This is a genomic window from Acinetobacter sp. FDAARGOS_494 (assembly GCF_003812225.1).
Classification (GTDB): Bacteria; Pseudomonadota; Gammaproteobacteria; order Pseudomonadales; family Moraxellaceae; genus Acinetobacter; species Acinetobacter baumannii.
In genome coordinates this window covers 119,684-142,284 of sequence record NZ_CP033866.1, presented here as the reverse complement: position 1 = coordinate 142,284, position 22,601 = coordinate 119,684, and the positions used below count along the sequence as shown (strand labels likewise).

The following is a 22,601-nucleotide window of genomic DNA, read 5'->3' as shown; positions in this document are numbered from 1 at the left end:
GATAAATATAAAGAAGAAAATATCCATACAAATCGTCAATACCTGAAAATTGCTATTTTTCGTTAAGATAATCTTGTTACGCATAAATATTTTGTAGGGAAGAAATATCTACGCGTAACTGCTATTTAAAATAAAAGCTTTGCGTTTTCATTATGGTCGATATTTGAAAGTTGATGTTCATCTTTTAAATTCACTCCTGAAAAGCCAAGCTGTTTCGATTTTCTCATTAATGCCATTAAACGTTGTACAGCAACCGGAATACTTAAACCTGCTGAGCGAACATTTGAAATACAGTTGCGTTTGGAATCGAGACAGCCTGAATATGCATTCCATGTGTAGTAAATCCCCATACTGTCAGGAGAGCTTAAACCAGGGCGTTCTCCAATCAGCATGACTAACATGGATGCTTTAAAAATTTCTGCAACTTCATCGCCTAAAGCAACTCTGCTTCCTGTTGCAAGTACAATTGGGGCAAGGCTCCAATTTTCTTGCTGAATATGTTCACTTAGCGCTGCAATAAATGCGATAGCATTTGCTTCAATCGCTCTTGCAGAGAGACCGTCACCTACCACAATACAAACATCATACTGTTGCGGGTTTTCTGCATACTTCTTAATTAAGGTATCTTTTGATGGATTTGAAAGTTGGCGCCCCAAATCTGGACGTTTAAGATAAATTTCTTTATTAGGTGCATTACTTTGTATATGAAAACTTTGCAGCTGCTGCTGTGCTAATTGCTCCGAGAGGTAGGAAACATCCATCTCTTGATAAACTGCATCTTTTGCTTGCGCATGAGACAACTGAAACTCAAGTAAGGCGCGTGTTGGGATACTACAACCTGCACGACCCAGAGCAATACGGGCATCGGTAAACTGTTTGAGCTTTTCCCACTGATCCTGATGGGTAGAGGATGGATATTGAATATCACGATTAAGTTTCATAGTGTTCTCCCTAATTCATGAGCAGACGAGAGAATTGGTCAGGCATATGGTCTGCCCAACAAATTTGAGAGTTTTGCTGTTTAAAAATCCCTTGTTGTTCAAGCCAAGCGGAGAACTCAGGAGCGGGTTTTAAACCTAAGAGTTGTCTTAAATAGAGAGCATCATGAAAGGAAGTGGTTTGATAGTTGAGCATGACATCGTCTGAACCAGGAATCCCCATAATAAAGTTAATGCCTGCGGCGCCAAATAGAGTAAGAAGTACATCCATATCATTTTGGTCGGCATCGGCATGGTTGGTATAACAAATGTCGCAGCCCATTGGCACGCCAAGTAACTTACCGCAGAAGTGATCTTCCAGTCCTGCACGTATAATTTGTTTACCGTTAAAGAGATATTCGGGGCCAATAAAACCAACGACTGTATTCACTAAAAGCGGATTGTATTTACGGGCCACCGCATAGGCACGAGTTTCTAATGTTTGTTGGTCAACGCCGTGATGAGCATTGCTTGATAGGGCACTACCTTGACCCGTTTCAAAGTACATGACGTTTTGTCCAATGGTTCCGCGTTTAAGTGCGAGGGTGGCTTCATATCCTTCTTGTAGTAAATCAAGTGAAATTCCAAAACCTTCATTAGCCAGTTGGGTGCCGGCAATTGATTGGAACATTAAATCAATCGGTACATTTTTTTCAGCCAGTTGAATGCCTGAGCTGATATGCGTAAGTACACAAGATTGCGTTGGAATTTGATATTCCTGAATGACATGATCAAGCAATTTCAGTAGCTCTGACAAATTATGCAGGTTATCCGTGGCAGGGTTAATGCCAATTACGGCATCACCATTGCCATACATCAACCCATCTAAAATACTGGCTGAAATACCGAGCACATCATCGGTAGGGTGGTTCGGTTGTAAACGGGTAGAAAGATGTCCTTTTAAACCAATTGTGTTGCGAAATTGGGTGACCACTTCACATTTGCTAGCGACATAAATCAAATCTTGATTGCGCATAATTTTGCTGACAGCAGCCACCATTTCTGGGGTTAAACCCGATGCTAATGCTTTTAAGCTTTCTGGAGTGGCATCTTCTCCAAGTAGCCAATTTCTAAAATCGCCTACTGTAAAGTGTGAAATAGGGGCAAAGGCTGCCAGATCATGTTCATCAATAATCAGTCGTGTAATTTCATCAGTATCGTAATCAACCACAACTTCATTTAAAAAGGTTTTTAATGGCACATCAGCCAAAGTCATTTGTGCCGCAACATGTTCGGTTGCATCTCTGGCAGCTACACCGGCTAACTCATCGCCTGAACGTAACGGTGTAGCTTTGGCCATTAACGTTTTTAGGTCAGCAAAGTGATACTGTTGATTGGCGACAATATTGCGATAACTCATAGTTACATCCTTTTATTTATAGTTCTTGTTCTGCGGCTTTAATATTTGCAAACTCTTCTTCTGGTGTTCCTTTCACTAAATGATAGCGGCTGTAGAACAAAAAGTAAGCAATAAATACGACATAGATACCGGCAGCAATAAACCACACTTTCGGATTAACAACAAAACCTGCGACCACAGCAGCGACTGCTAAAACTAGTGCAATGCTTGAAGTGATGATTCCTCCTGGAGTTTTATAAGGACGAGGCATGTCGGGTTTAGATAAGCGCAGTTTGATGTGGGATAAAAGAATCAGCACATAAGAAATAGTTGCACCAAAAACCGCGATTAAAATGAGTGAATCGCCTTCTTTTGTGAGTGAAAGTAAGAACCCGATAATGCCCGGAATAATAATTGCAAGATAAGGAGCTTTATTTTTATTGGTTAAAGAGAGTGACGTCGGTAAGTAACCAGCTCGTGACAATGCAAAGATTTGACGCGAATAGGCATAGATAATTGAGAAGAAACTTGCGATTAAACCAGCTAAACCCACAAAGTTTACGAATGTCGCAAGCCAAGTGTTGGTGCCATAAACTTTAACCAAAGCATCTACCAGAGGGGCGCCTGAGTTTTGTAAAGTACTTGCACCTGCTGCGCCTGCACCCAAGAACAAAATAAGCATGGCAAATGCTGTTAAGATGAGCATTGCACCGATTAAACCGCGTGGCAGAGATTTGGCTGGATCTTTTGCTTCTTCTGCTGCTAACGGAACACCTTCTACTGCAAGAAAAAACCAGATAGCAAAAGGAACCGCGGCCCAGATGCCCAAGTAGCCATGAGGTAAAAAAAGACTTGCGCCAACACCTGTACTAACTGGAATATCAAATAAATTTTGTGCATTAAAGTGTGGAATCATTGCCCCAATAAACACGACAAGGGCAACAGCGGCGACAAGTGTAATCGCAAACATGATTTTTAAAGCTTCGCCAGCACCTTTGAGATGTATACCCATAAAAATGGCGTAACAGGCGAGGTAAATCATCCAGCCATTAATACCAAATAGAGATTCGCAATAACCACCAATAAATACGGCAATAGCAGCAGGCGCAATTGCGTATTCAATTAAAATCGCTGTGCCTGTTAAATAACCACCAAAAGGCCCAAAGGCAGCACGGGCAAAACTATAACCGCCACCTGCTGTCGGCATCATGGTGGACATTTCTGACATAGAAAGACATAGACATAAGTACATAAGCGCAGCAAGAGCAGTGGCAATAAACATACCACCCCAACCACCTTGAGCAATACCAAAGTTCCAGCCGGCAAAATCACCTGAGATCACATAAGCTACGCCTAAACCAATCAGGAGTAACCAACCCACGGTACCTTGTTTAAGTTGGCGCTGAGCAAAATATTCTGCTGATGAGACTTCTGCACTTGAAGAAATAACGGAAGCTGTTTCTGGTTGATTCATACAATACTCCTGCGAGTTGGTTTGTATGAATGAATGCAAAAGCAATGCCTAAATGACGTGCTTTAAATATTAGATGACGCTTTTTTATTCCGGATAGTAAAAATCTGAGAGCTGACTGTACTAAATAAAAAAGCCAGCAATTTAAATTACCGGCTTCTTATATAATTAATGAGCTTGTTTCCTTCTAGCGTTGATAGTTTGGTATCAACTTGGTGCGAAACTTAGAAGAAGCCCATTGGTTTGGTTGAATAACTCACCAACAAGTTTTTGGTTTGTTGATAGTGATCCAGCATCATCTTATGGTTTTCACGACCAATACCAGACTTCTTGTAACCACCAAATGCAGCATGAGCAGGGTAGATGTTATAGCAGTTTGTCCAGACACGACCCGCCTCAATAGCACGACCAGCACGGTAAGAAATATGTGCTGAACGTGACCAAACACCTGCACCTAAACCATACATGGTGTCGTTGGCAATTTTGATTGCATCGTCAAAGTCTTTAAATGTTGTCACAGCCAGTACAGGTCCAAAAATTTCTTCTTGGAAAACTTGCATGCTATTGTGGCCTTTAAAAATAGTCGGATCAACATAGAAACCATCACCTACTTCTTTACGGCCACTACCACCAAGTAAGAGTTCTGCACCTTCTTCTCGGCCCGTATTAATACAACGTAAGATTTTCTCTTGTTGTTGCAAAGATGCTTGAGCACCAATCATGGTTTCAGTATCGAGAGGATGACCAGTTTTAATACGTTTTACACGTTCGACGGCCAACTCTAAGAATTGATCAGCAATACTTTCTTGTACTAAAGCACGAGAAGGGCAAGTACATACTTCACCTTGGTTTAAGGCAAACATGGCAAAACCTTCCAGCGTTTTTTCTAAGAAGTCATCTTCTTTATCCATGATGTCTTCAAAGAAAAGGTTCGGTGACTTGCCGCCAAGCTCTAGCGTGACTGGAATAATATTTTCGGTCGCATATTGCATCACCATTTGCCCAGTTTGAGTTGAACCTGTGAACGCAATTTTTGCAATACGTGGGTTTGTCGCTAACGGACGGCCAACTTCTGCACCGAAACCATTCACAATATTAAGTACGCCCGGCGGTAAGATATCTTGGATGAGTTCGGCAACCAACAAAATACCTACCGGAGTTTGCTCAGCTGGCTTAATCACCACACAGTTACCAGCCGCCAAAGCGGGAGCGAGCTTCCATGCAGCCATTAAAATCGGGAAGTTCCATGGAATGATTTGACCAACCACACCTAGTGGTTCATGGAAATGGTAGGCAATGGTATCTTCATCAATTTCAGAGATGCCGCCTTCTTGAGCACGAATACATCCTGCGAAATAACGGAAATGGTCGATTGCAAGTGGAAGGTCAGCTGCTAAAGTTTCACGAACTGCTTTACCGTTGTCCCAAGTTTCTGCAACCGCAAGCATTTCAAGATTTGCTTCTAAACGATCAGCAATTTTTAAAAGTATATTAGAACGTGTAGTCGGTGAAGATTTATTCCATGAAGCTTTCGCTTTGTGTGCTGCATCTAAAGCAAGTTCAATATCTTCAGCACTAGAGCGTGGAATGCGTGTGAAAGCTTTTCCATCCACTGGTGACACATTATCAAAATATTCACCCTTTAGAGGTGCAACCCATTCACCGCCAATAAAATTTTCATATTGTGATTTAAATTGAACTTTTGAACCTGGTTGATTTGGATCGATATAGCGCATATAAATATTCCTTTGCTTTTTTAGGACTAAAGACTAACAAGAACCCTGTCAGTAAGTACTTTCGTACTTTGTATAATTAGGATATAAAGAAGAAGGTTGGAGAAAGGTTGGAATAGAAATGTGAATATATAAGGAATTTACAAATGTTCACAAAAAAGGATTTATTGCAGCAACGGATGTTGATTGATCAACTGCGCACGCAAAATAGTCTCTCTCCTCAGAACGCTGCCAAACTCGGCCAAAGTATTGCGAGCTCGTGGGAACGATCAGCTTCTGCTGCGATTCCTAAAGAACGATTTGCAGCACCTCTACTTGAAAGAAAATCTGCTTCACAAAATGCTTTAGATCTGGCACTAAGCCAGTGTGCTGATGACTTACGTCATATTGCAGAGCAGTCTTCTATGGTTATTGCTGTGGGTGACATCGGTAGTACCATTATCTGGACAGCCTCAAGTGCTCAAATGCAGAGCGCTGCTGAACGTGTACATTTTGTACAAGGTGGTCAATGGCGTGAAGAATTTGTAGGTACGAATGCATTGGCGTTATCTTTAAAAACTCAACAATCAAGCTGTGTTTTTTCCAATGAACATTATATGGAGTCGATTCACGATTGGGTTTGTTATGCGGCACCCATTATCGATCCCTACTCAAAGCAAACCTTGGGCGTGGTAGATTTATCAACCACATGGAAAAACCATAATACCTTGGGTATTTTGGCCGCTGAGCGTTGTGCCTCCATTATTCAATCTGCTTTGTTAGAACAACAGCGCCAGCACTTACACATCCGGGCATTTTCGACGCCGCAAGTTAAATTTAACGGGAAAAGTTTATTATTGACGCCGCGTCAAATTGAAATTTTAACGATATTGGCACTATGTCCGCATGGTTTAACCTTAGAGCATCTCTATCAGGCACTTTATGGTGAGCGTAAAGTAAGCATGGGTACGCTTAAAGCTGAAATGTCTCAATTGCGAGATATATTGGGAGGTTTGCTTGGTTCACGTCCATATCGGTTACTTGTGCATGTTGAGGCCGATTTTTTACAAGCTGAACAAGCGCTTGATGCTGGATATGTCGCCTCTGCATTGCAGCTTTATACAGGCGTATTTCTGGCAAAAACCGAAAGTCCGTTTCTGTGTGCATGGCGTGACTGCCTTGAGTCGCGCTTAAGTGATGCGATTTTTAAAACACAAGAAACAGATTTATTACTTAAGCATTTAGCTCATTTTCCCGAAGCAATCGATGCGGTAGAACGTCTTATGGAGTTATTACCGAGTGAACATCCTGCGCATCAATTGCTGGTGAAATATATTGACTCACCTAAGCTAAGTTAGGTGACTTTTTGATCCAGCCATTGGAATAGTTGCTGATAGACTTGTTCCCGTACTGGCTGGGCCGAAAGGACTAAATCGTGTAAACCATTGTGAATAGAGACTACAGAGACATCGCCTTTCATTTTTTTCCCAAATTTAGCAATGTCTTTAACGTCTAAAATGACATCGCTTTGAGTTGCATCGGGTCCCCATTTGCGTGGGTTTTTAGTTTGGTGCGAATGCATAATCAGGGCTGGAATATTCAATTTAACACCGCGGTGAATTTCTTTTTGCGCAGTATGAATTGCATGTACAAAGCTGAGTTGAACTGTAGGGGCAGAGGTTGGTTTCCAATCGAGGTTGAAATCCCATTCACCTTTAAGCTGCTTATGAAGACTGGTGGTGTACCATTTGTTCAGTTGGCTTGGAAATTTAACTTTTGGCAGATATTTTCCTACTCGACTGAGCATTGGAATACCAAACTTCTTTTCGACTAAGCTTAAATTAAAATCGTAAAACGGACTATTCGCCCAGAGTGCTTTAATGAGGGGATGATCAGGATGATGCGCAGCATAAAGCGTTGCCGTTAAGCCGCCTGTTGAGTGACCTGCAAGTAAAACTTGTGTATGTTTTTCTTGGCCAATAATCTCTAATGCTTGAGTAATTTCGGCATCATATTCATTTAAATCGAGCACATTATAGAAAATTTGATGAGGCAGTTTTGAGCGGCCATATTTTCTTAAATCGAGTGCATAGAAGTCATAACCATGGGCATTAAATTGCTCGGCCATTTCGGTTTGAAAGAAATAATCTAAAAAACCATGAATATAAAGTACCGCTTTTTGAGTTGGTTGAGTGGCTTTTTTACGAACTAAGGTGGCTACAACTTTACCTTCATAATCATCTGGAAAGTTGAGCGTTAGCTGCTCATAGCCGGCACCTAAAATATCTGGGGCATAATTGTGTTTAGCTATAGATGTATTCATTTTTATCGAGCTATTGTCATTAAGTCATGTTGAGTATCCTTCAATGAAATGGGCAAATTGTCAATCAGGTTTAGAGAAGGTTGGAGTATAGGTTTTAAAAAAAGGGAATACCGCTGGAGCTAAGTATTCCCCAAAAAGTAAGTCAACGGTCGGAGGGATTTGACTTACTACAGGAACATAGCGTTACATCAGTATTAAAGTGCTGCTTTGAAAATCTCCACAACTTGTGCATGGTTTGCTTTACGTGGGTTGGTGAGCATACATGCGTCTTTTTGAGCGTTTTCGGCCATCACCGCAAGGTCTTCGGTTTTTACGCCAAGTTCTGTTAAGCCAGATGGGATACCAATTGAAGAAGACAGTTTACGAATGGCATCAATTGCAGCATACGCAGCTTCTGTTACGGTGAGACCGTGCGTATTTACACCCATTAATTCTGCGATTTTTGCATAACGATCTGGACAAGCAATTAAGTTAAATTCACATACATGTGGTAGCAAGATTGCGTTACATACACCATGAGGTAGGTTGTAGAACCCGCCCAACTGGTGTGCCATTGCATGAACATAACCTAAAGATGCATTGTTAAATGCCATCCCAGCCAAGTACTGCGCATAGCTCATCGCATCACGCGCTTCGATGTTTTCGCCATTTGCGACAGCAGGTTGTAACCATTGACTAATCATGGTGATGGCTTTTTCAGCACAAGCATCGGTAATTGGGTTTGCCGCCGTAGATACATATGCTTCAACTGCATGGGTTAATGCATCCATACCTGTTGCAGCGGTTAAACCAGCCGGTTTTGCAATCATAAGTTTCGGGTCATCGATCGCAATGAGAGGGGTACAACGCCAGTCCACGATAGCCATTTTTACGTGAGTATCGGTATTGGTAATAATACAGAAACGAGTCATTTCAGATGCCGTACCAGCCGTTGTATTCACTGCAATCAATGGCGTCATTGGGACTTTACTTTTATCGATGCCTTCGTAGTCACGAATATGACCACCACCCGCAGTTACTAAGCCAATCCCTTTTGCACAGTCATGAGATGAGCCACCGCCTAACGACACAATAAAGTCACAGCCATTTTCGTTATAGGCATTCACACCGTTGTGGACATTAATATCGGTTGGGTTAGGTTCCGCGCCCGGGAAAATATGGCTCGCTACGCCTGCTTCGGTTAAATAGCTTGCGATAAGATCTGCAACGCCAAATTTAAATAGCCCTTCATCGGTCACAATTAATGCTTTTTTTGCGCCGAGGTTCTGCGCCTTTGTTCCAATTTCTTTGGCACATCCTGGTCCAAAGAGTGATACGCAAGGAATATAAAAACCGTTTGTTTGATCTGCAATATTTTTAAAAGCCATGGAGTGATTCCTTTTTCCATAAATCCATTGTTTGTTATTACAGGTGAGCCTCACCATGGCCTTAGTATTGTGATGTGTAGATTATTTTCCTACCTACCAAAAACCTACCAAATACCAACTTGATATTAGTTATTGATTTATATTGTTTTTATAGAAAATTTGGCTCATTCATTTAAATTTTTCGGGAAAATCGTTAAGCTATGGGCTGTTGAAGATGTACATATGAGATTATGAAACAGGAAACTGCACTTAAACTGCTAAAAGCAGGTGAAAATGTTTTTTTAACCGGTTCGGCTGGTGCAGGGAAAACCTATACACTCAATCAGTACATCCATTACCTAAAAGCGCGTAAAGTACCTGTAGCGATTACAGCGTCTACCGGTATTGCTGCAACGCATATGAATGGCATGACCATTCATACATGGGCTGGTATTGGCATCAAAGATCATCTAACTGACGATGACTTGAAACGCATGAAAGAGCGTAAATATCTCAAGGAACACCTTGAAAACGCGCAAGTTCTTGTGATTGATGAAATCTCAATGCTCCATGCGAAGCAACTTAATCTGGTCAATCAGGTTTTAAAATATTTTAAAGAAAGTGATGAAGCATTCGGTGGCATTCAAGTGATTGTAGCTGGTGATTTCTTCCAGTTGCCACCCGTAGGCCGTAATGGTGAAGCCAATCGTGACAAGTTCTGTTTTATGTCTGATGCATGGGTCGAAGCCAAATTTCGGGTATGTTATTTAACAGAACAACACCGCCAAGATGATGAAATTCTGAATCAGATATTAAATGCGATTCGTGCGCAAAGTATTCAAACCGAGCATTTGCAAGCTTTGCATCAATCCCGTACTCATGACATTGGCGAAACCTTTACTCGTCTTTATACGCATAACATGGATGTCGACAATATCAATTATCAGCACTTAAACGAAATTGATAATGAAGGGCATCAATTTAATGCCGTTTTAGACGGTAATGAAAAATTATTAGAAACTTTAAAGTCTTCAGTTCGTGCTCCGGAAGAACTCACACTTAAAAAACATGCCAAAGTGATGTTTGTAAAAAACAACTTTGATATGGGTTATATCAACGGAAGTTTAGGTGAGGTGATCGGTTTTGAAGAAGATGACGAAAATGGGTTATTGCCAAAAGTAAAATTAACTGACGGTACAACTTTGCTGGTAGCACCTGAAACATGGTCAATTGAAAATGAAGCAGGAAAAGTCATTGCAAGTTTCCAGCAAATTCCACTTCGTTTGGCGTGGGCGATTACCATTCATAAAAGCCAAGGTATGACTTTGGAAGCTGCTGAAATTAACCTGATGCATACCTTTGAAAAAGGGCAAGGTTATGTTGCGCTCTCACGTTTGAAGTCTTTAACAGGGTTAAAATTATTAGGTTTTAATGAACAAGCTTTGGAGTTAGATAGTCTGGCGGTAAAAGCTGATCGCCGTTTTCAAGAACTTTCTAAAGAAGCCGAAGATAATTTTGCTGACGTCGATTTAACGGCTCAACATAAAGCCTTTATTCGTCATTGTGGTGGAACCTTAAATGAAACTGAAATTTCAAGAAATGAGAAAAAACTAGCGAGAGGCGAGAAGCAAAATTACGCCTCAGCGACTTTGGACGAAACTCGTGCATTGTTTGAAGAAGGCTACGAAATTGAAGATATTGCACATGAACGTGGTCTAACACCTGCAACCATTATTAATCACTTGGCTCGACTGCATAAAGAACAAAAGCTAGATATTTCGGTTGCCCATCCTGGTGAAGAAGTGGTCGAAGAAGTGCGTAAAATTTATAAGAAGTTGAAAAAACGCCAAAATCCGGATCATTTTTCTGATGATGGTTCGATCAAACTAAGACCAATTGTTGAAGCAACCAGCCCTCGAATGGGATATGATCAGGTTCGATTAGCTTTATTATTTATTGAATAAAGTTTAATTGGCTTAATGACTTATTATATAAATTGAGGTGGCTATGCCGCACGTTGTAGTTGATTATTCAGATAACTTAACTGGACTAAATGCAAAACAATTACTTGAAGAAATTAATACCACGCTCATTGAAACAGAGTTGTTTAGTCCAGAAGACATTAAAAGTCGTGCGCGTAGAGATGAGGTTTTTCTGATTGGCTTAGGGGTTGATCAAGCCTATATCCATGTAAAAGCCTATATTTTGTCGGGAAGAACTGCTGAACAAAAACAGCTTGTGGGTGAGCAATTATTAGCGGCGCTCAGCAACAAAAAATATCTACCACAAGAGTTTAATAAAGAAATTCAATTGTGTGTTGAGCTTATCGACATGCCAAGAGACGATTATTTTAAGCAAGTTGTATAACTCTAAAAAACGCAATTTCGATCAAGAATAGCAATGAGCACTATGTAAAAGTAGTGCTATCGAATGAACAGACATAAATGTATGGCTGTATATACTCAAAAGCTGCAACTGGTTTGCGATTATATTCAAAGACATTTAGATGAAGACCTAGATGTCGATCGGTTGAGCCAGATTGCGGCCTTATCTAAGTTTCATTTTCATCGTATTTTTGCCATTCACGTTGGTTTAAATGTGATGAAGTTTATCCAACTTTCTCGTTTAAAGCGGGCCTCTTTTCAATTGGCTTTTGAACCCGATCTCAAAATTATTGAGATTGCCTTGCAAGCAGGGTTTGACAGTCCCGAGGCATTTACTCGTGCATTTAAGCGTTCATTTGATCAAACTCCTCGGGCTTTTAGAGATAAACCAGACTGGGAATCTTGGCACCAGAAGTTTGTTTTTACGATTCCAAAAAGTGAGCTAAAAATGAATGTAAATATTGTTGAGCGACCTGCTGAAAAGATTGCCTATCTATCACATTTAGGAAGTCCCGATAAAGTTTTGGAAACTGCTGCGCAGTTTATTGCTTGGCGTAAAGAAACTGGCTTATCGCCTGTAACTAAGTCTAAAACTTATGGTATTCCTTTTGCTGACCCCGATCAGACACCAGCTGACGAGTTTCGGTTTGATATAGCAGGTTCAATTGAAAAGGCGGTACCTGAAAATAGTTACGGCGTACAAACAGGTGAAATTCCTGCGGGGCGTTATGCAACCGTAAGACATTTTGGTAGCCATGACCAGATTAAAGATAGCGTCTATTACATCTTTAGAAACTGGTTACCTGAGCAACCAGAAGAAGCAGGGGATTATCCGGTTTTCTTTCACTATCACAACTTTGTGCATGAAGTGAACGAGTGCGACCTTATTACCGACATTTACTTACTTTTAAAGTGAGTCTAGGGTGATACAGACATAGCTTAGGTTATGCCTGTATGTTTAAAAGTTTGATATCTGCATATTGTTCAATCAGGTTGTCATCTAACATATGGATATAATCCATAAAGATGCTACTAAAGCTTCCCATAGTTTGCGCCTGATTTGCTGCAAGTTTACCTGCAATTGCAAAATGAACATGAGCTGAAAGAGCCGCAATGGTTGGTGTTGCCACAGCGCTATATGCTGCAATTAATGCACCCAAAGCACAGCCTGTTGCAGTAATTTTAGGTTGTAAAGGACTTCCGCCGTTTACTTGAATCACAGCATCTATTTCATTAGACAATATATAATCTGACTCACCTGAAATAGCGATACAGTCTGCATGTGCTAATAGTGCATAAGCCTGTTGATAGGCCTGATCACTACTTAAGGTACTATCCACACCTTTAGATTGAACTTGATTGCCTGCAAGCGTACTGATTTCTGAAGCATTACCACGAATAACACTTGGCTTGAATTGTAAAAGCTCGTCTGTCATTTGACTGCGCCAAGCTAAAATTGGGCCATAGCCTACCGGATCAAGTACCCAAGGAATATTGTTAAGCTGTGCTGTTTTGGCAGAGATTTGCATGGCTTGCATTTGCTCTGAAGTCGGTGTACCCAAATTAATGCTTAAAGCCGATGAAATTTTGGTAAAGCTTTCTGCTTCATAAGGATTATCAATCATGGCAGGTGAAGCACCGGAAGCAAGTAATACATTGGCTGTATAGTTGGCAGCAACGCTGTTGGTAATACATTGTACCAGCGGCGTTTTTGCCTGCATGTTTTGCCAAGCTTCAATCACCTGTTCAATGAGGTTGGATGTCGAAGTCATCTGATAATCCTTATTAAGCCAGAGATAAGAAAGTTAACGGGTAAAATAGTGATCTTGATGTTTGCAATTTTGGCAAATCAACGACACATAATCTGCTGCATCATAGTCAACACTTAGATCATTTGAACCACAGTACATACAACGTTTAACCGAGTAAAAGTTTAAACGAGGTTCGATTTTTCGCCATGCTTTCCATACAGGTTGTACAAATATCTGTTCGTCATAACCTAAAAAGCGGTTAAATAATATATGGCTCATTTTACTGTAAGGAATATTGTAAGGGCGGGGCAACATCGAAGTTTCCCACTTTTCAGTCAAAGCTCGTTCCCGATATTGCTCTAAAGTTTTCTTTAATAGATTGGTATTAATAAACTTTTCATTTCGTGGCTGTAGTGCCTTTTGTTTATAAAGATATTCAAGTGCAGTCTGAATAAGATAATAAATTTGACCAATCGCCAATGAGTCCATTAAACGGTAGCAAAAGGCTTGAAAATTAGAGCTTCCTGCAATTTGGATACCCCAAGTTCGGCAATAGAACTGAGAGAACTGAATAATTTCTTGATAGAGCACCTGAAACAGCACGTCTTTCACTTCATCGGCACTACGAAATGGAATACCAAGACTTAGGTTTTCATAGAACCAGTGGCGTAGTTGCTGAGCTACACTAAATAAACTCGGGTCGCTATAACCATCTAGACGAATATTTAAATAAAAGCACTGTGGTTCATCGGTTTGATCTTGTGCATTTAAAATCCCATCTTTATGAAGCTGTTTAATGAGATGGTTCTGGAACATCCAGTTAGGGGTAATCGGCTGATATTTTATCTGGTCCCAATGAATGTATTCATCATGTGCAATGTCATCACGAGCATAGTCATCAAGTAGGCTGAGTAAAAAAAGTTTATGTAAAAAACTTAGTTGTTCCAGACTGCGCTGAGGTTGGTCTTTTGACTTAAACTGGCGTTGTTCTTGTAAACGAGTTTGTTGTAAAAGTTTTTTCCGTTGTTTAGTGCATGTTTCACAATGACAAGTCATTTTTGTGTCTTTAAATACACGGTGTTGGCAATGGCTACATTCATGAAATTGAACGTCTTGCTCAAATTGTTCGGCATCTACCCAGTACATCGACGCTTGGCAGAGAGGGCAATGGCTACTTTCATCTAGCTGTTTTTGTAGAATTTGTAAGGCCATTTCGCTCCGAACGTTTGAATTAATCATGACTGACCTATTATACACAGCCGCATTGCCGATAGATGAGATTGTCTTTTTGTTTGATGCAAAAATAGAAAACCTAAAGTCTTTGTTTTGACTTTAGGTTTTTATAAGAGGTTAAAAGTTAAGATTAAACAGGGCACGGCAAGGTCTCATCATTTTGTCCAAGTTTTTTGGCATTGATCAGTGCCTGCACTTTTTTATTTGGTAATTTCACTTTACCTAAGGCGTCATACGTATTAACGATAGTGGTTACCTCCTGAGCAGTCATTGAAATACCTTCGGCAGACAAGAACACGGCAATTACATGGTGGTTGAGTCCTGCTGCATCTAGATCATGAATCGCTTTAATGTTTTCTAGTCGATGTAAATAAGCTTTTAATTCCATAGTGAGTTCCTCTTGTTCTGATTGAAATACTTATACTGGTATATTGGATAAGGCAAGAACCATGCCCAAAATGTAAGCAGCTCCTCAAAAATGTTAAAAGCGAAAGGAGTTTTATTTTTATTGTATAGATTGATTATATAAACAGCGATTATCGTAATTTTGGTCTAATCTGTGCTAATAAAAGACGATTCTAATTTGAAATGTATAAATGAAGTCCCATTAATTTTATAAAGGTAAACAAACACAGTATGTATGAATGTGTATGATCAAGTTCATAAAATTCGTACTACGGTTTCCAAAAGTATATAAGGAATAAAGATGAATATTGCGGCGCAGCCTCCAGTTCAGGCAGATCAAACAGTTTATTTAAAAGATTATCAAAAACCTGCGTTCTTGGTTGAATCAATTAATCTTGATATTCAAGTCTATGACGATAAAACAATTGTTGATTCAACATTGGTCATGAAGCGTCAAACTGCTGGAGACTTAGTGCTACTGGGCCGTGATCTTGAGTTGCAATCTATTCAGCTCAATGGCCAAGATCTTACTCCTGCACAATATTCACTCGATAGTGAACAACTGGTGATCACTGATGCACCAGATGAAGTCATTTTACAAACTCAAGTGATTATTCACCCTGAAACCAACACTCAGCTTGAAGGTTTATATAAAGCTGGCGACTTATTTGTAACGCAAAATGAGCCTGAAGGTTTCCGTAAAATTACGTTCTATCCAGACCGTCCAGACGTACTTTCAGTTTTTACTACACGTGTAGAAGCAGACAAAAAATATCCGGTTTTACTTGCGAATGGTAACTTGCTTGAAACAGGTGAAGTTGGTGAAAACCGTCACTTTGCGATCTGGCAAGATCCAACTAAAAAGCCAAGCTATTTGTTTGCTTGTGTGATTGGTGATTTAGCTGTATTGAAAGACCGCTATACGACTTCGGAAGGACGTGATGTTGCTTTAGAAATCTATGCCATTGAGAAAGACATTCCAAAATGCCATATCGCAATGGAAGCTTTAAAACATTCTATGCGCTGGGATGAAGAGCACTATGGCCGTGCCTATGATCTCGACAACTATATGATTGTTGCGGTGAGCCAGTTCAACATGGGTGCCATGGAAAATAAAGGTTTAAATATCTTTAACACCTCATGCGTACTTGCCGATGAAGAATACACAACTGACGCAGCGATTATGCGTGTACAGTCTGTGATTGCCCATGAATATTTCCATAACTGGACAGGGAACCGTATTACTTGTCGTGACTGGTTCCAGTTGTGCTTAAAAGAAGGCTTAACGGTATTCCGTGATCAATCTTTCTCGGAAGATTTACAATCTGCTGCGGTTCAACGTATTGACGATGTCGCTGTTCTTAAATCGCATCAATTCCCAGAAGATGCAGGTCCATTGTCGCACCCTCCACGCCCAGACCACTTTGTCGAAATTAATAACTTCTATACAGCGACTGTTTATGAAAAAGGTGCGGAAATTAACCGCATGATGTCGACATTACTGGGTAAAGAAAAATTCCGTCAGGGAACGGATGAATATTTCCGTCGTCATGATGGACAAGCCGTAACTGTTGAAGACTGGGTTGCTGCACTCTCTGCGGGTTCAGGTGTTGATTTATCTGCATTCTTAACTTGGTATAACCAACCAGGCACACCAAAGCTTGAAGCGAAAGGTGAATATGATGCAGCAGCGCAAACTTATCGTCTAAGCTTTAAACAAAGCCTAAAAGCGCATCCGAAATATCCAAACTTAAAAGCTGTCCCAATTCCTGTAGCGTTGGCATTATTTAATGCTAAAACAGGTGAACAATATACGCTCCAAAACGAAAGCCTATTTGTAAATGGTGTTAAAGATGGTGTGTACTTATTTGATCAAGATGAAGCAACTATTGAGTTTACAGGGGTAACTGAGCAACCTGTTGTTTCACTACTACGTAATTTCTCTGCACCTGTAAATCTGGTATTTGATTACAGTGATGAAGAATTAGCATTCTTAATTCAACATGAAACAAATGGTTTTAACCAATGGCAAGCAACACAAACCTTGCTTGAACGTATTTTGTTAGAAGATCACTCTGCGGATACCTATATTCAAGCTATTCAAAGTACATTGCCTGAATTAGTTGGTCGTGATCCACTTTTAGCATCGCGTTTGTTTGATGTACCGACTGAAGGTTATTTGGGTAGCCGTATTGATCAAAACTATGCACCAGCCGATATTCATGTAAAACGTGAAGCCTTACTCAATCGTTTGGCACAAGAGTTGGGTTCGTTCTGGAAAGATACGTACCTTACATTGGACCCTGACTTGCAAAAAGAATTTTCTTTAGCGATGGGTGTACGTGCATTAAAGAACATTATGCTCATGATGATGGCGCGTCAGGGTGATCAAAGTGCATTTGAATTGGCTTACGATCAATATCAAAGCACAGGGAATATGTCTGAACGTTTAGGCGCGCTGCGTGTACTAGTGTGGCAAAGTGCGCCTCAAGCACAAGAAGCCCTAGCTGATTTCTATAACCGCTTTAAAGACGAAGCATTGTCTTTGGACCAATGGTTTATGATACAGGCAGCAAACCCAAATGCCACAGTTGAGACAATTGAATATCTAACTCAGCATCCTGATTATGAATTAACCACACCAAACCGTATTCGCGCCGTGAGTGGTGGTTTGTCAAATAACCCTGAAAATACATGGGGCTTTGGTGTAGCTCACTTTATTAATCTTGCAGAATATCTGGACGAGAAAAACCCGATTTTAGGTTCACGCTTATTACAGGTGTTATCTCGCTGGTATACACTTGCCGAACCTCAGCGCACTCAAGTGCAACAGGCTTTACAAGCGTTGCAGCCTAAAGTGAAATCTAAAAACGTTTCTGAAACTTTAAATAGTATGCTGAGCGTTTAATTAGATTTTCTGAATTATTCATGTTTTCAAAGCGCTATTTCTTTAAAAGGGGTAGCGCTTTTTTTTTATATTTTGAAACTTGGTCGTCATCAAAAATAGTTTGACTTAAAAAGACATTCTGTATATTTAATAATTAGTTCCAAAAAGGAACTGAGAGCAAAACAGGCAATTAAAAATAAAGGTGAATAAATGTCGGATATTATTTTGCATCAATGGGAAATTTCTCCATTTTGCCAAAAAGTTGCAAGAGCTTTGAAATTTAAGGGAATCCCATACGAAACGATTAATTACAACGGCATTCTTGGAGCGAAAGTTCCTTTGCTCAGTAAAGTGGGCAAAGTACCTGTTATTGACCATAAAGGGCAGCGTATACAAGACAGTACCCGTATCGCTCGCTACCTAGACGAAACTTTTCCGGATACACCTCGACTTTATCCCGAAGACGCAAATCAAAAAGCACTTGCAGAACTTTGGGAAGACTGGGCAGATGAATCACTCTATTTTTATGAAGTATATTTAAGAGTAAATGATTCGGAAGCTTTAGAAGAAGCAATTCGTATTAGCAGTATTGGCCGTCCTGCATATGAAAAACCTATGGTGAAGGGTTTTATTTTAGCTGAACTAAAAACACAGCTTTTCTTTCAAGGCTTGGGCAGAATGAAGGCTGAAAATGTTGAAGAAGAATTTATACGACACCTCGACCGTGTTGAGCAGGTTTTATCACAAAGTGAATGGTTAGTGGGTGAGAATCAAACGATTGCAGACATAGCTGTAGTTGCTCAACTTGGTGAAGTCATTCGTACAAGTAAGAAGTTTGGTAAGGAAATCTTGGATCGTCCATTTATGGCAGAATGGTATAAAAAACAAACAGGTTGAGACGACTATGGCATCAGCAACACCAGATAAAATACGAGATTGTGCAGTTGTTATTGGCGTTGGGGCATCACAGGGCATCGGTGCTGCTGTCTGTCATCGCTTTGCAAAAGAGGGCTTAAAAGTTTACGTTGCTGGACGTACTTTCCAAAAAATTGAAACAGTAGCTGCCAAAATCCATGCCAATGCAGGTGAAGCTGTGGCATTTCGTCTAGATGCAGAAGATATCAATCAAGTACAGGCATTGTTTGACACCATCATAAGTCAGAATGAACGCATTACTGCAGTTATTCATAATGTTGGGGGGAATATTCCCTCAATTTTTTTACGCAGTCCGTTATCGTTTTTTACTCAAATGTGGCAATCCACTTTTTTATCAGCCTATTTAGTTTCTCAAAGCTGTTTAAAAATATTTAAAGAACAAAACCACGGTACGCTTATTTTTACCGGAGCCAGTGCTTCGTTGCGTGGAAAGCCTTTTTTTGCAGCTTTCACTATGGGGAAATCTGCCTTGCGGACTTATGCATTAAACTTAGCTCAAATTTATAAAACTCAAGGCATTCATATTGCTCATGTCATTATTGATGGAATGGTGGATGGCGACAGAATTAATAAAGCTTTATTTGGTCTAGGACGTTTCATTCGACTCACACGGGGAACGGGTGGACTCAATATTAATGCCATAGCCGACAACTATTGGATGCTCTACCAGCAAAGCCCTGAGCTTTGGACACACGAGCTAGATTTACGCCCATACCAAGAAAAATTTTGAGAGACTCATATGCTAAAAACAATATTTCAGAAGTTTCAAAAAAAGCAGGGCTGTGTAGTTATTGCAGGTCATGATATAGAACTACTTGACCAGAACTTTGTAATTTTAGACAAAAATGAGCAATCTCCATTGCATGTCTATCAAGCTGTGCATGATTCTAGCGTTCAGAATATACAAGTAAACCGTGGAAATGATGGCATAACGAGTGTCCGTTTAAACTTGGTGAATACTGAGCATTTAAAAAGCTTACTAAAATATATTGCCAGCCATAGTCATAACATTGAGTTATGCGTGTTTCAGCCAAATTTTTCATCTGCGCCAAATATTGAAGCTTTATCTTTAGAAGAAATTGAGCACAGTTGGCAAACAACGGGTTTAAGCGCAGTGAGCGTGTCACAAGCAGTGATTAAACCAATGCTAAAGCAGCAGCGAGGCACTGTTATTTTTCTTGGAGCGCCATCTAATAACTCGGCTCACTACGATGTGTTAAGCCAAAGCATGTTTGCGAGTATTCGAGCGTTATCACAGTCATTGGCAAGAGAGTTTCAGCCTAAAGGAATACACGTGACATATTGCATGGTGGAAAAATGGGATGGGCAAAACCAGCACTTTATTTCATCTGTTAAACAAGTCTGTCAGCACATCTATCAACAACCTAACACTGCATGGAGTCAAGAGCTTAGCGTGTCTTGAGATTTTACTTTCGAGTGTTCTTAAAATAGAGTACTGCTTTGGAATGACAACAGAACAATAATTTTGAAGGTACTTAAATGTTAAATATTAAGAATATTCAACAAACGGTTAAAGTAGCGACTACAGTGGCAGCTTTGATGTGCTTTTCTTCACTGGCACAAGCATATCAATATGAGCAAACCGCGCGCTTAATTAACGAACGTTTATCTTATATGAAAGATGTTGCAGGCTATAAGGCAGAGCAGCATTTACCGATTGAAGATTTAACACAAGAAAAGAAAGTACTCGATCAATCGCTTTCTGAAGCTGACTCTTTTGGGCTTAACAGCGAAACAGTAAAGCCATTTATAGTGGTGCAAATGGATGTGGCTAAAGCAATCCAGTACCGTTATCGCGCCGACTGGTTGTCGAGTCCGGAAACCAACTGGAAGCCTCAAGACTTAAGTGAAGTACGCTTAAAAATTAGCGCTTTAAACACAGAGCTGCTAAAAAATATCGCCTATGAACTTAAGAAAAATAATAACAAAGCGCCTCATGGCTGTAGCTATATGTGGCCTGTTCAGCATCCTCAACTTAAAGAAGCTGACAAGAGGGCTTTATGTGTAACATTGAATAAAATCAAATTAAAACAATGAACCACCCAAAGCCCTCCCTATAAGTAAATTATTCAATCAACATTAAATCGGCAGTATTGGCAGATTTAAGTGGTCGTAAAGCAAAGGTTGAACGCGTGTGGCGGATTCCTTTAATCGAGTAGAGCTTTTTACGTAAAAAACGTTCGTAATGCTCGGCATCTTTTACGGCCACTTTCACCAAATAATCATAGTCGCCCGTAACTAAATGCGCTTCGACCACTTCTGGAATGTCTGCCAAAGCCTCGCTAAAGTTTTCTAACATTTCATCATCGTGGCGTTCTAGGGTAATTTCAATAAAAAACAACTCATGAATGCCAATCGCTTTGGGGTTTACGTTTACGGTATAGCCTTCAATAATTTTTAGACTTTCTAAACGTTTGAGTCGAGTCCAGCAAGGCGAAGATGAAAGCCCGACTTCTTCGGCGAGCTGTGCAACCGTTAAACGGCCATTTCTACGTAGGGCAGATAATATTTTCCGATCTATGCGATCTAGTGCGTATTCTGTGCTGTTCAAAATATAAACCAAAGAAGATTCTTCTGTTAATTTTAAATATACGTGATTTTTATGCTGATATCATTTAAAAAAACTGAAAATTCAGTAAACATTTTGAGCGACACAGCCATACACTATTTCTATGCATCGGACTCTACTGGATAGGAGTTGTGATGAAGCAAAGAGCACTGTTTCAGTAAGGGTGACTAAACAGTGCTCTTTGCGGATTTTACCCAAAAATCAAATATTAGGAATTTTTGATTCATACTTTAGAATCATCAAATATTGGTTCAATAATAATCATAAATATATTCTTATTGGTCATAGCGCTCATCTTTCCAAAAATCTTATTAAATATCCTAAATGGCTAAATATTATTATTGAAATTTATAAAAGCACATACTTTAATCCCTAACCAAAGTACTAATTTAACAATTAAATAGGGAAGTAAAATAAAGATTATTTATTTGTTAAAACTTAATCACCTAATTTTAATAAGGTGATTAAATATTCGAAAGAGAAGAAGGTTATCCTATTTTCTTTATTATTAATAGACACTTAGTGATAATTATTATTTAATACGCCCGCAATATTATGACTAATACTTTTAATAACTTTGTCGGGGAAATAATGCGTAATTTTTTAGTAACGATTTTCACTTTATTAGTAGGAACATCAATTTATGCGAGTCAAGAATCTAGAAATCTTCTAGAGCAAACACAATGCGAAAAAGCAGTAGAGCTTCATGGTTTTTTAAGCCGAGCTCAACTTGACTGTAACTATCACTATTATTCAGAAGAGTTAAAAGAGGCTGCCGCAAAATGTACTAAACATGATCTCGGCGAAAAATATGGTAGAGAGGTTATGAAATTTGGGATGAAGGAATTTGAAGAGCGGAAGAAAGAGGATACACAAGGCCACTTTTGTCATAAGGTTTTAAAAGAATTTCCAAAATATATTAAACAATAAAAAATAAGGTATTAAAAACCTCTTCTAGCAAGCCGATAAGATGGATTTAATTATTCATTTTATCGGTCTATAAATTTACTAGTTAAATTAGAAAATAATTCTTAAAAAATTAGCTAATATAAAACTTCACCTTGTTTTAGATCTAACAACAATCATTTTTTAGTTTGAATCCCTTATTGTAACCATAAAAATAACATTTCCTTCCTTGGATTAGCCGTTCGTTATGTATTATGGAGGAAAAATAAGCATAAGTCGGCATTCAAAGTCTTAATTAATATAGCGGAGTACATTTTAAGTTTACTTATATTTTTAAATTT

General features: G+C 39.5%; 20 protein-coding genes. 10 read left to right on the top strand and 10 right to left on the bottom strand.

Annotated elements, in window-relative coordinates:
- Positions 1-125: 125 nt before the first annotated feature.
- The 4 genes from eutC to EG365_RS00745 form a co-directional block, all read right to left on the bottom strand.
- On the bottom strand, positions 126-941 hold the full coding sequence (gene eutC / locus EG365_RS00760; RefSeq protein ID WP_000774020.1) for an ethanolamine ammonia-lyase subunit EutC: 816 nt from the start codon (positions 939-941) through the stop codon (positions 126-128).
- Positions 942-951: 10 nt separating this feature from the next.
- Positions 952-2,337, bottom strand: coding sequence for an ethanolamine ammonia-lyase subunit EutB (locus EG365_RS00755; RefSeq protein ID WP_000122161.1), 1,386 nt, complete (start codon positions 2,335-2,337; stop codon positions 952-954).
- A 16-nt stretch (positions 2,338-2,353) separates the two neighbouring features.
- Entirely contained in the window at positions 2,354-3,790 is a 1,437-nt protein-coding gene (eat, locus tag EG365_RS00750; RefSeq protein ID WP_001075435.1) for an ethanolamine permease, read from the bottom strand.
- Between the two features lie 221 nt (positions 3,791-4,011).
- A complete protein-coding gene (locus tag EG365_RS00745) occupies positions 4,012-5,523 on the bottom strand; it encodes an aldehyde dehydrogenase family protein (RefSeq protein ID WP_001269054.1) in 1,512 nt (503 codons plus the stop codon).
- A gap of 143 nt (positions 5,524-5,666) precedes the next feature.
- Between EG365_RS00745 and EG365_RS00740 the strand changes: the two genes are divergently transcribed.
- The gene (locus tag EG365_RS00740; protein WP_000494374.1) at positions 5,667-6,857 is read left to right on the top strand and encodes a helix-turn-helix domain-containing protein; all 1,191 of its coding nucleotides are present in this window, start codon (positions 5,667-5,669) and stop codon (positions 6,855-6,857) included.
- On the opposite strand, the gene EG365_RS00735 is transcribed toward EG365_RS00740, so the two are convergent.
- Positions 6,854-7,822 (bottom strand): alpha/beta hydrolase, encoded by a 969-nt coding sequence (locus EG365_RS00735; RefSeq protein ID WP_001097902.1) that lies wholly within the window; start codon positions 7,820-7,822, stop codon positions 6,854-6,856. The two genes, EG365_RS00740 and EG365_RS00735, sit on opposite strands and share 4 nt — an antisense overlap.
- A gap of 194 nt (positions 7,823-8,016) precedes the next feature.
- Positions 8,017-9,189 (bottom strand): iron-dependent methanol dehydrogenase, encoded by a 1,173-nt coding sequence (gene mdh, locus EG365_RS00730; protein WP_000874704.1) that lies wholly within the window; start codon positions 9,187-9,189, stop codon positions 8,017-8,019.
- A 230-nt stretch (positions 9,190-9,419) separates the two neighbouring features.
- Between mdh and EG365_RS00725 the strand changes: the two genes are divergently transcribed.
- The 3 genes from EG365_RS00725 to EG365_RS00715 all read left to right on the top strand — a co-directional run bounded on the left by EG365_RS00725 (position 9,420) and on the right by EG365_RS00715 (position 12,468).
- Positions 9,420-11,132 carry an AAA family ATPase gene (locus EG365_RS00725; protein WP_000808295.1) on the top strand — a complete coding sequence of 571 codons (1,713 nt, stop codon included), beginning with the start codon at positions 9,420-9,422 and terminating at the stop codon, positions 11,130-11,132.
- Positions 11,133-11,175: 43 nt separating this feature from the next.
- Complete coding sequence (locus EG365_RS00720) at positions 11,176-11,535, top strand: 5-carboxymethyl-2-hydroxymuconate Delta-isomerase (protein ID WP_001120984.1); 360 nt, start codon at positions 11,176-11,178, stop codon at positions 11,533-11,535.
- 81 nt (positions 11,536-11,616) lie between these two features.
- Positions 11,617-12,468, top strand: a complete 852-nt coding sequence (locus tag EG365_RS00715) for an AraC family transcriptional regulator (RefSeq protein WP_000312223.1) — start codon at positions 11,617-11,619, stop codon at positions 12,466-12,468.
- 28 nt (positions 12,469-12,496) lie between these two features.
- Here EG365_RS00715 and thiM read toward each other — a convergent pair whose 3' ends face one another.
- The 3 genes from thiM to EG365_RS00700 form a co-directional block, all read right to left on the bottom strand.
- Complete coding sequence (gene thiM / locus EG365_RS00710) at positions 12,497-13,324, bottom strand: hydroxyethylthiazole kinase (protein WP_000204864.1); 828 nt, start codon at positions 13,322-13,324, stop codon at positions 12,497-12,499.
- Between the two features lie 33 nt (positions 13,325-13,357).
- Complete coding sequence (locus tag EG365_RS00705; RefSeq protein ID WP_001207863.1) at positions 13,358-14,515, bottom strand: hypothetical protein; 1,158 nt, start codon at positions 14,513-14,515, stop codon at positions 13,358-13,360.
- 151 nt (positions 14,516-14,666) lie between these two features.
- Positions 14,667-14,924 (bottom strand): hypothetical protein, encoded by a 258-nt coding sequence (locus EG365_RS00700; protein ID WP_000420543.1) that lies wholly within the window; start codon positions 14,922-14,924, stop codon positions 14,667-14,669.
- A 318-nt stretch (positions 14,925-15,242) separates the two neighbouring features.
- On the opposite strand from EG365_RS00700, the gene pepN reads away from it, so the two are divergent.
- From pepN to EG365_RS00675, 5 genes are all read left to right on the top strand, one after another.
- Positions 15,243-17,849, top strand: a complete 2,607-nt coding sequence (gene pepN, locus EG365_RS00695; RefSeq protein WP_001017221.1) for an aminopeptidase N — start codon at positions 15,243-15,245, stop codon at positions 17,847-17,849.
- A gap of 189 nt (positions 17,850-18,038) precedes the next feature.
- Entirely contained in the window at positions 18,039-18,725 is a 687-nt protein-coding gene (locus EG365_RS00690) for a glutathione S-transferase family protein (RefSeq protein ID WP_001279997.1), read from the top strand.
- Positions 18,726-18,732: 7 nt separating this feature from the next.
- On the top strand, positions 18,733-19,494 hold the full coding sequence (locus tag EG365_RS00685) for an SDR family NAD(P)-dependent oxidoreductase (protein WP_000135434.1): 762 nt from the start codon (positions 18,733-18,735) through the stop codon (positions 19,492-19,494).
- Positions 19,495-19,503: 9 nt separating this feature from the next.
- A complete protein-coding gene (locus EG365_RS00680) occupies positions 19,504-20,187 on the top strand; it encodes an SDR family NAD(P)-dependent oxidoreductase (RefSeq protein ID WP_000920697.1) in 684 nt (227 codons plus the stop codon).
- 77 nt (positions 20,188-20,264) lie between these two features.
- Positions 20,265-20,822: a chorismate mutase gene (locus tag EG365_RS00675; RefSeq protein ID WP_000932097.1), complete on the top strand. Its 558-nt coding sequence runs from the start codon at positions 20,265-20,267 to the stop codon at positions 20,820-20,822.
- A 28-nt stretch (positions 20,823-20,850) separates the two neighbouring features.
- Here the strand turns inward: EG365_RS00675 and EG365_RS00670 are convergent, their stop codons facing one another.
- Positions 20,851-21,336: an Lrp/AsnC family transcriptional regulator gene (locus tag EG365_RS00670; RefSeq protein WP_001089196.1), complete on the bottom strand. Its 486-nt coding sequence runs from the start codon at positions 21,334-21,336 to the stop codon at positions 20,851-20,853.
- Positions 21,337-21,945: 609 nt separating this feature from the next.
- Here EG365_RS00670 and EG365_RS00660 point away from each other — a divergent pair.
- Entirely contained in the window at positions 21,946-22,284 is a 339-nt protein-coding gene (locus EG365_RS00660) for a hypothetical protein (protein ID WP_001243511.1), read from the top strand.
- Positions 22,285-22,601: the final 317 nt, after the last annotated feature.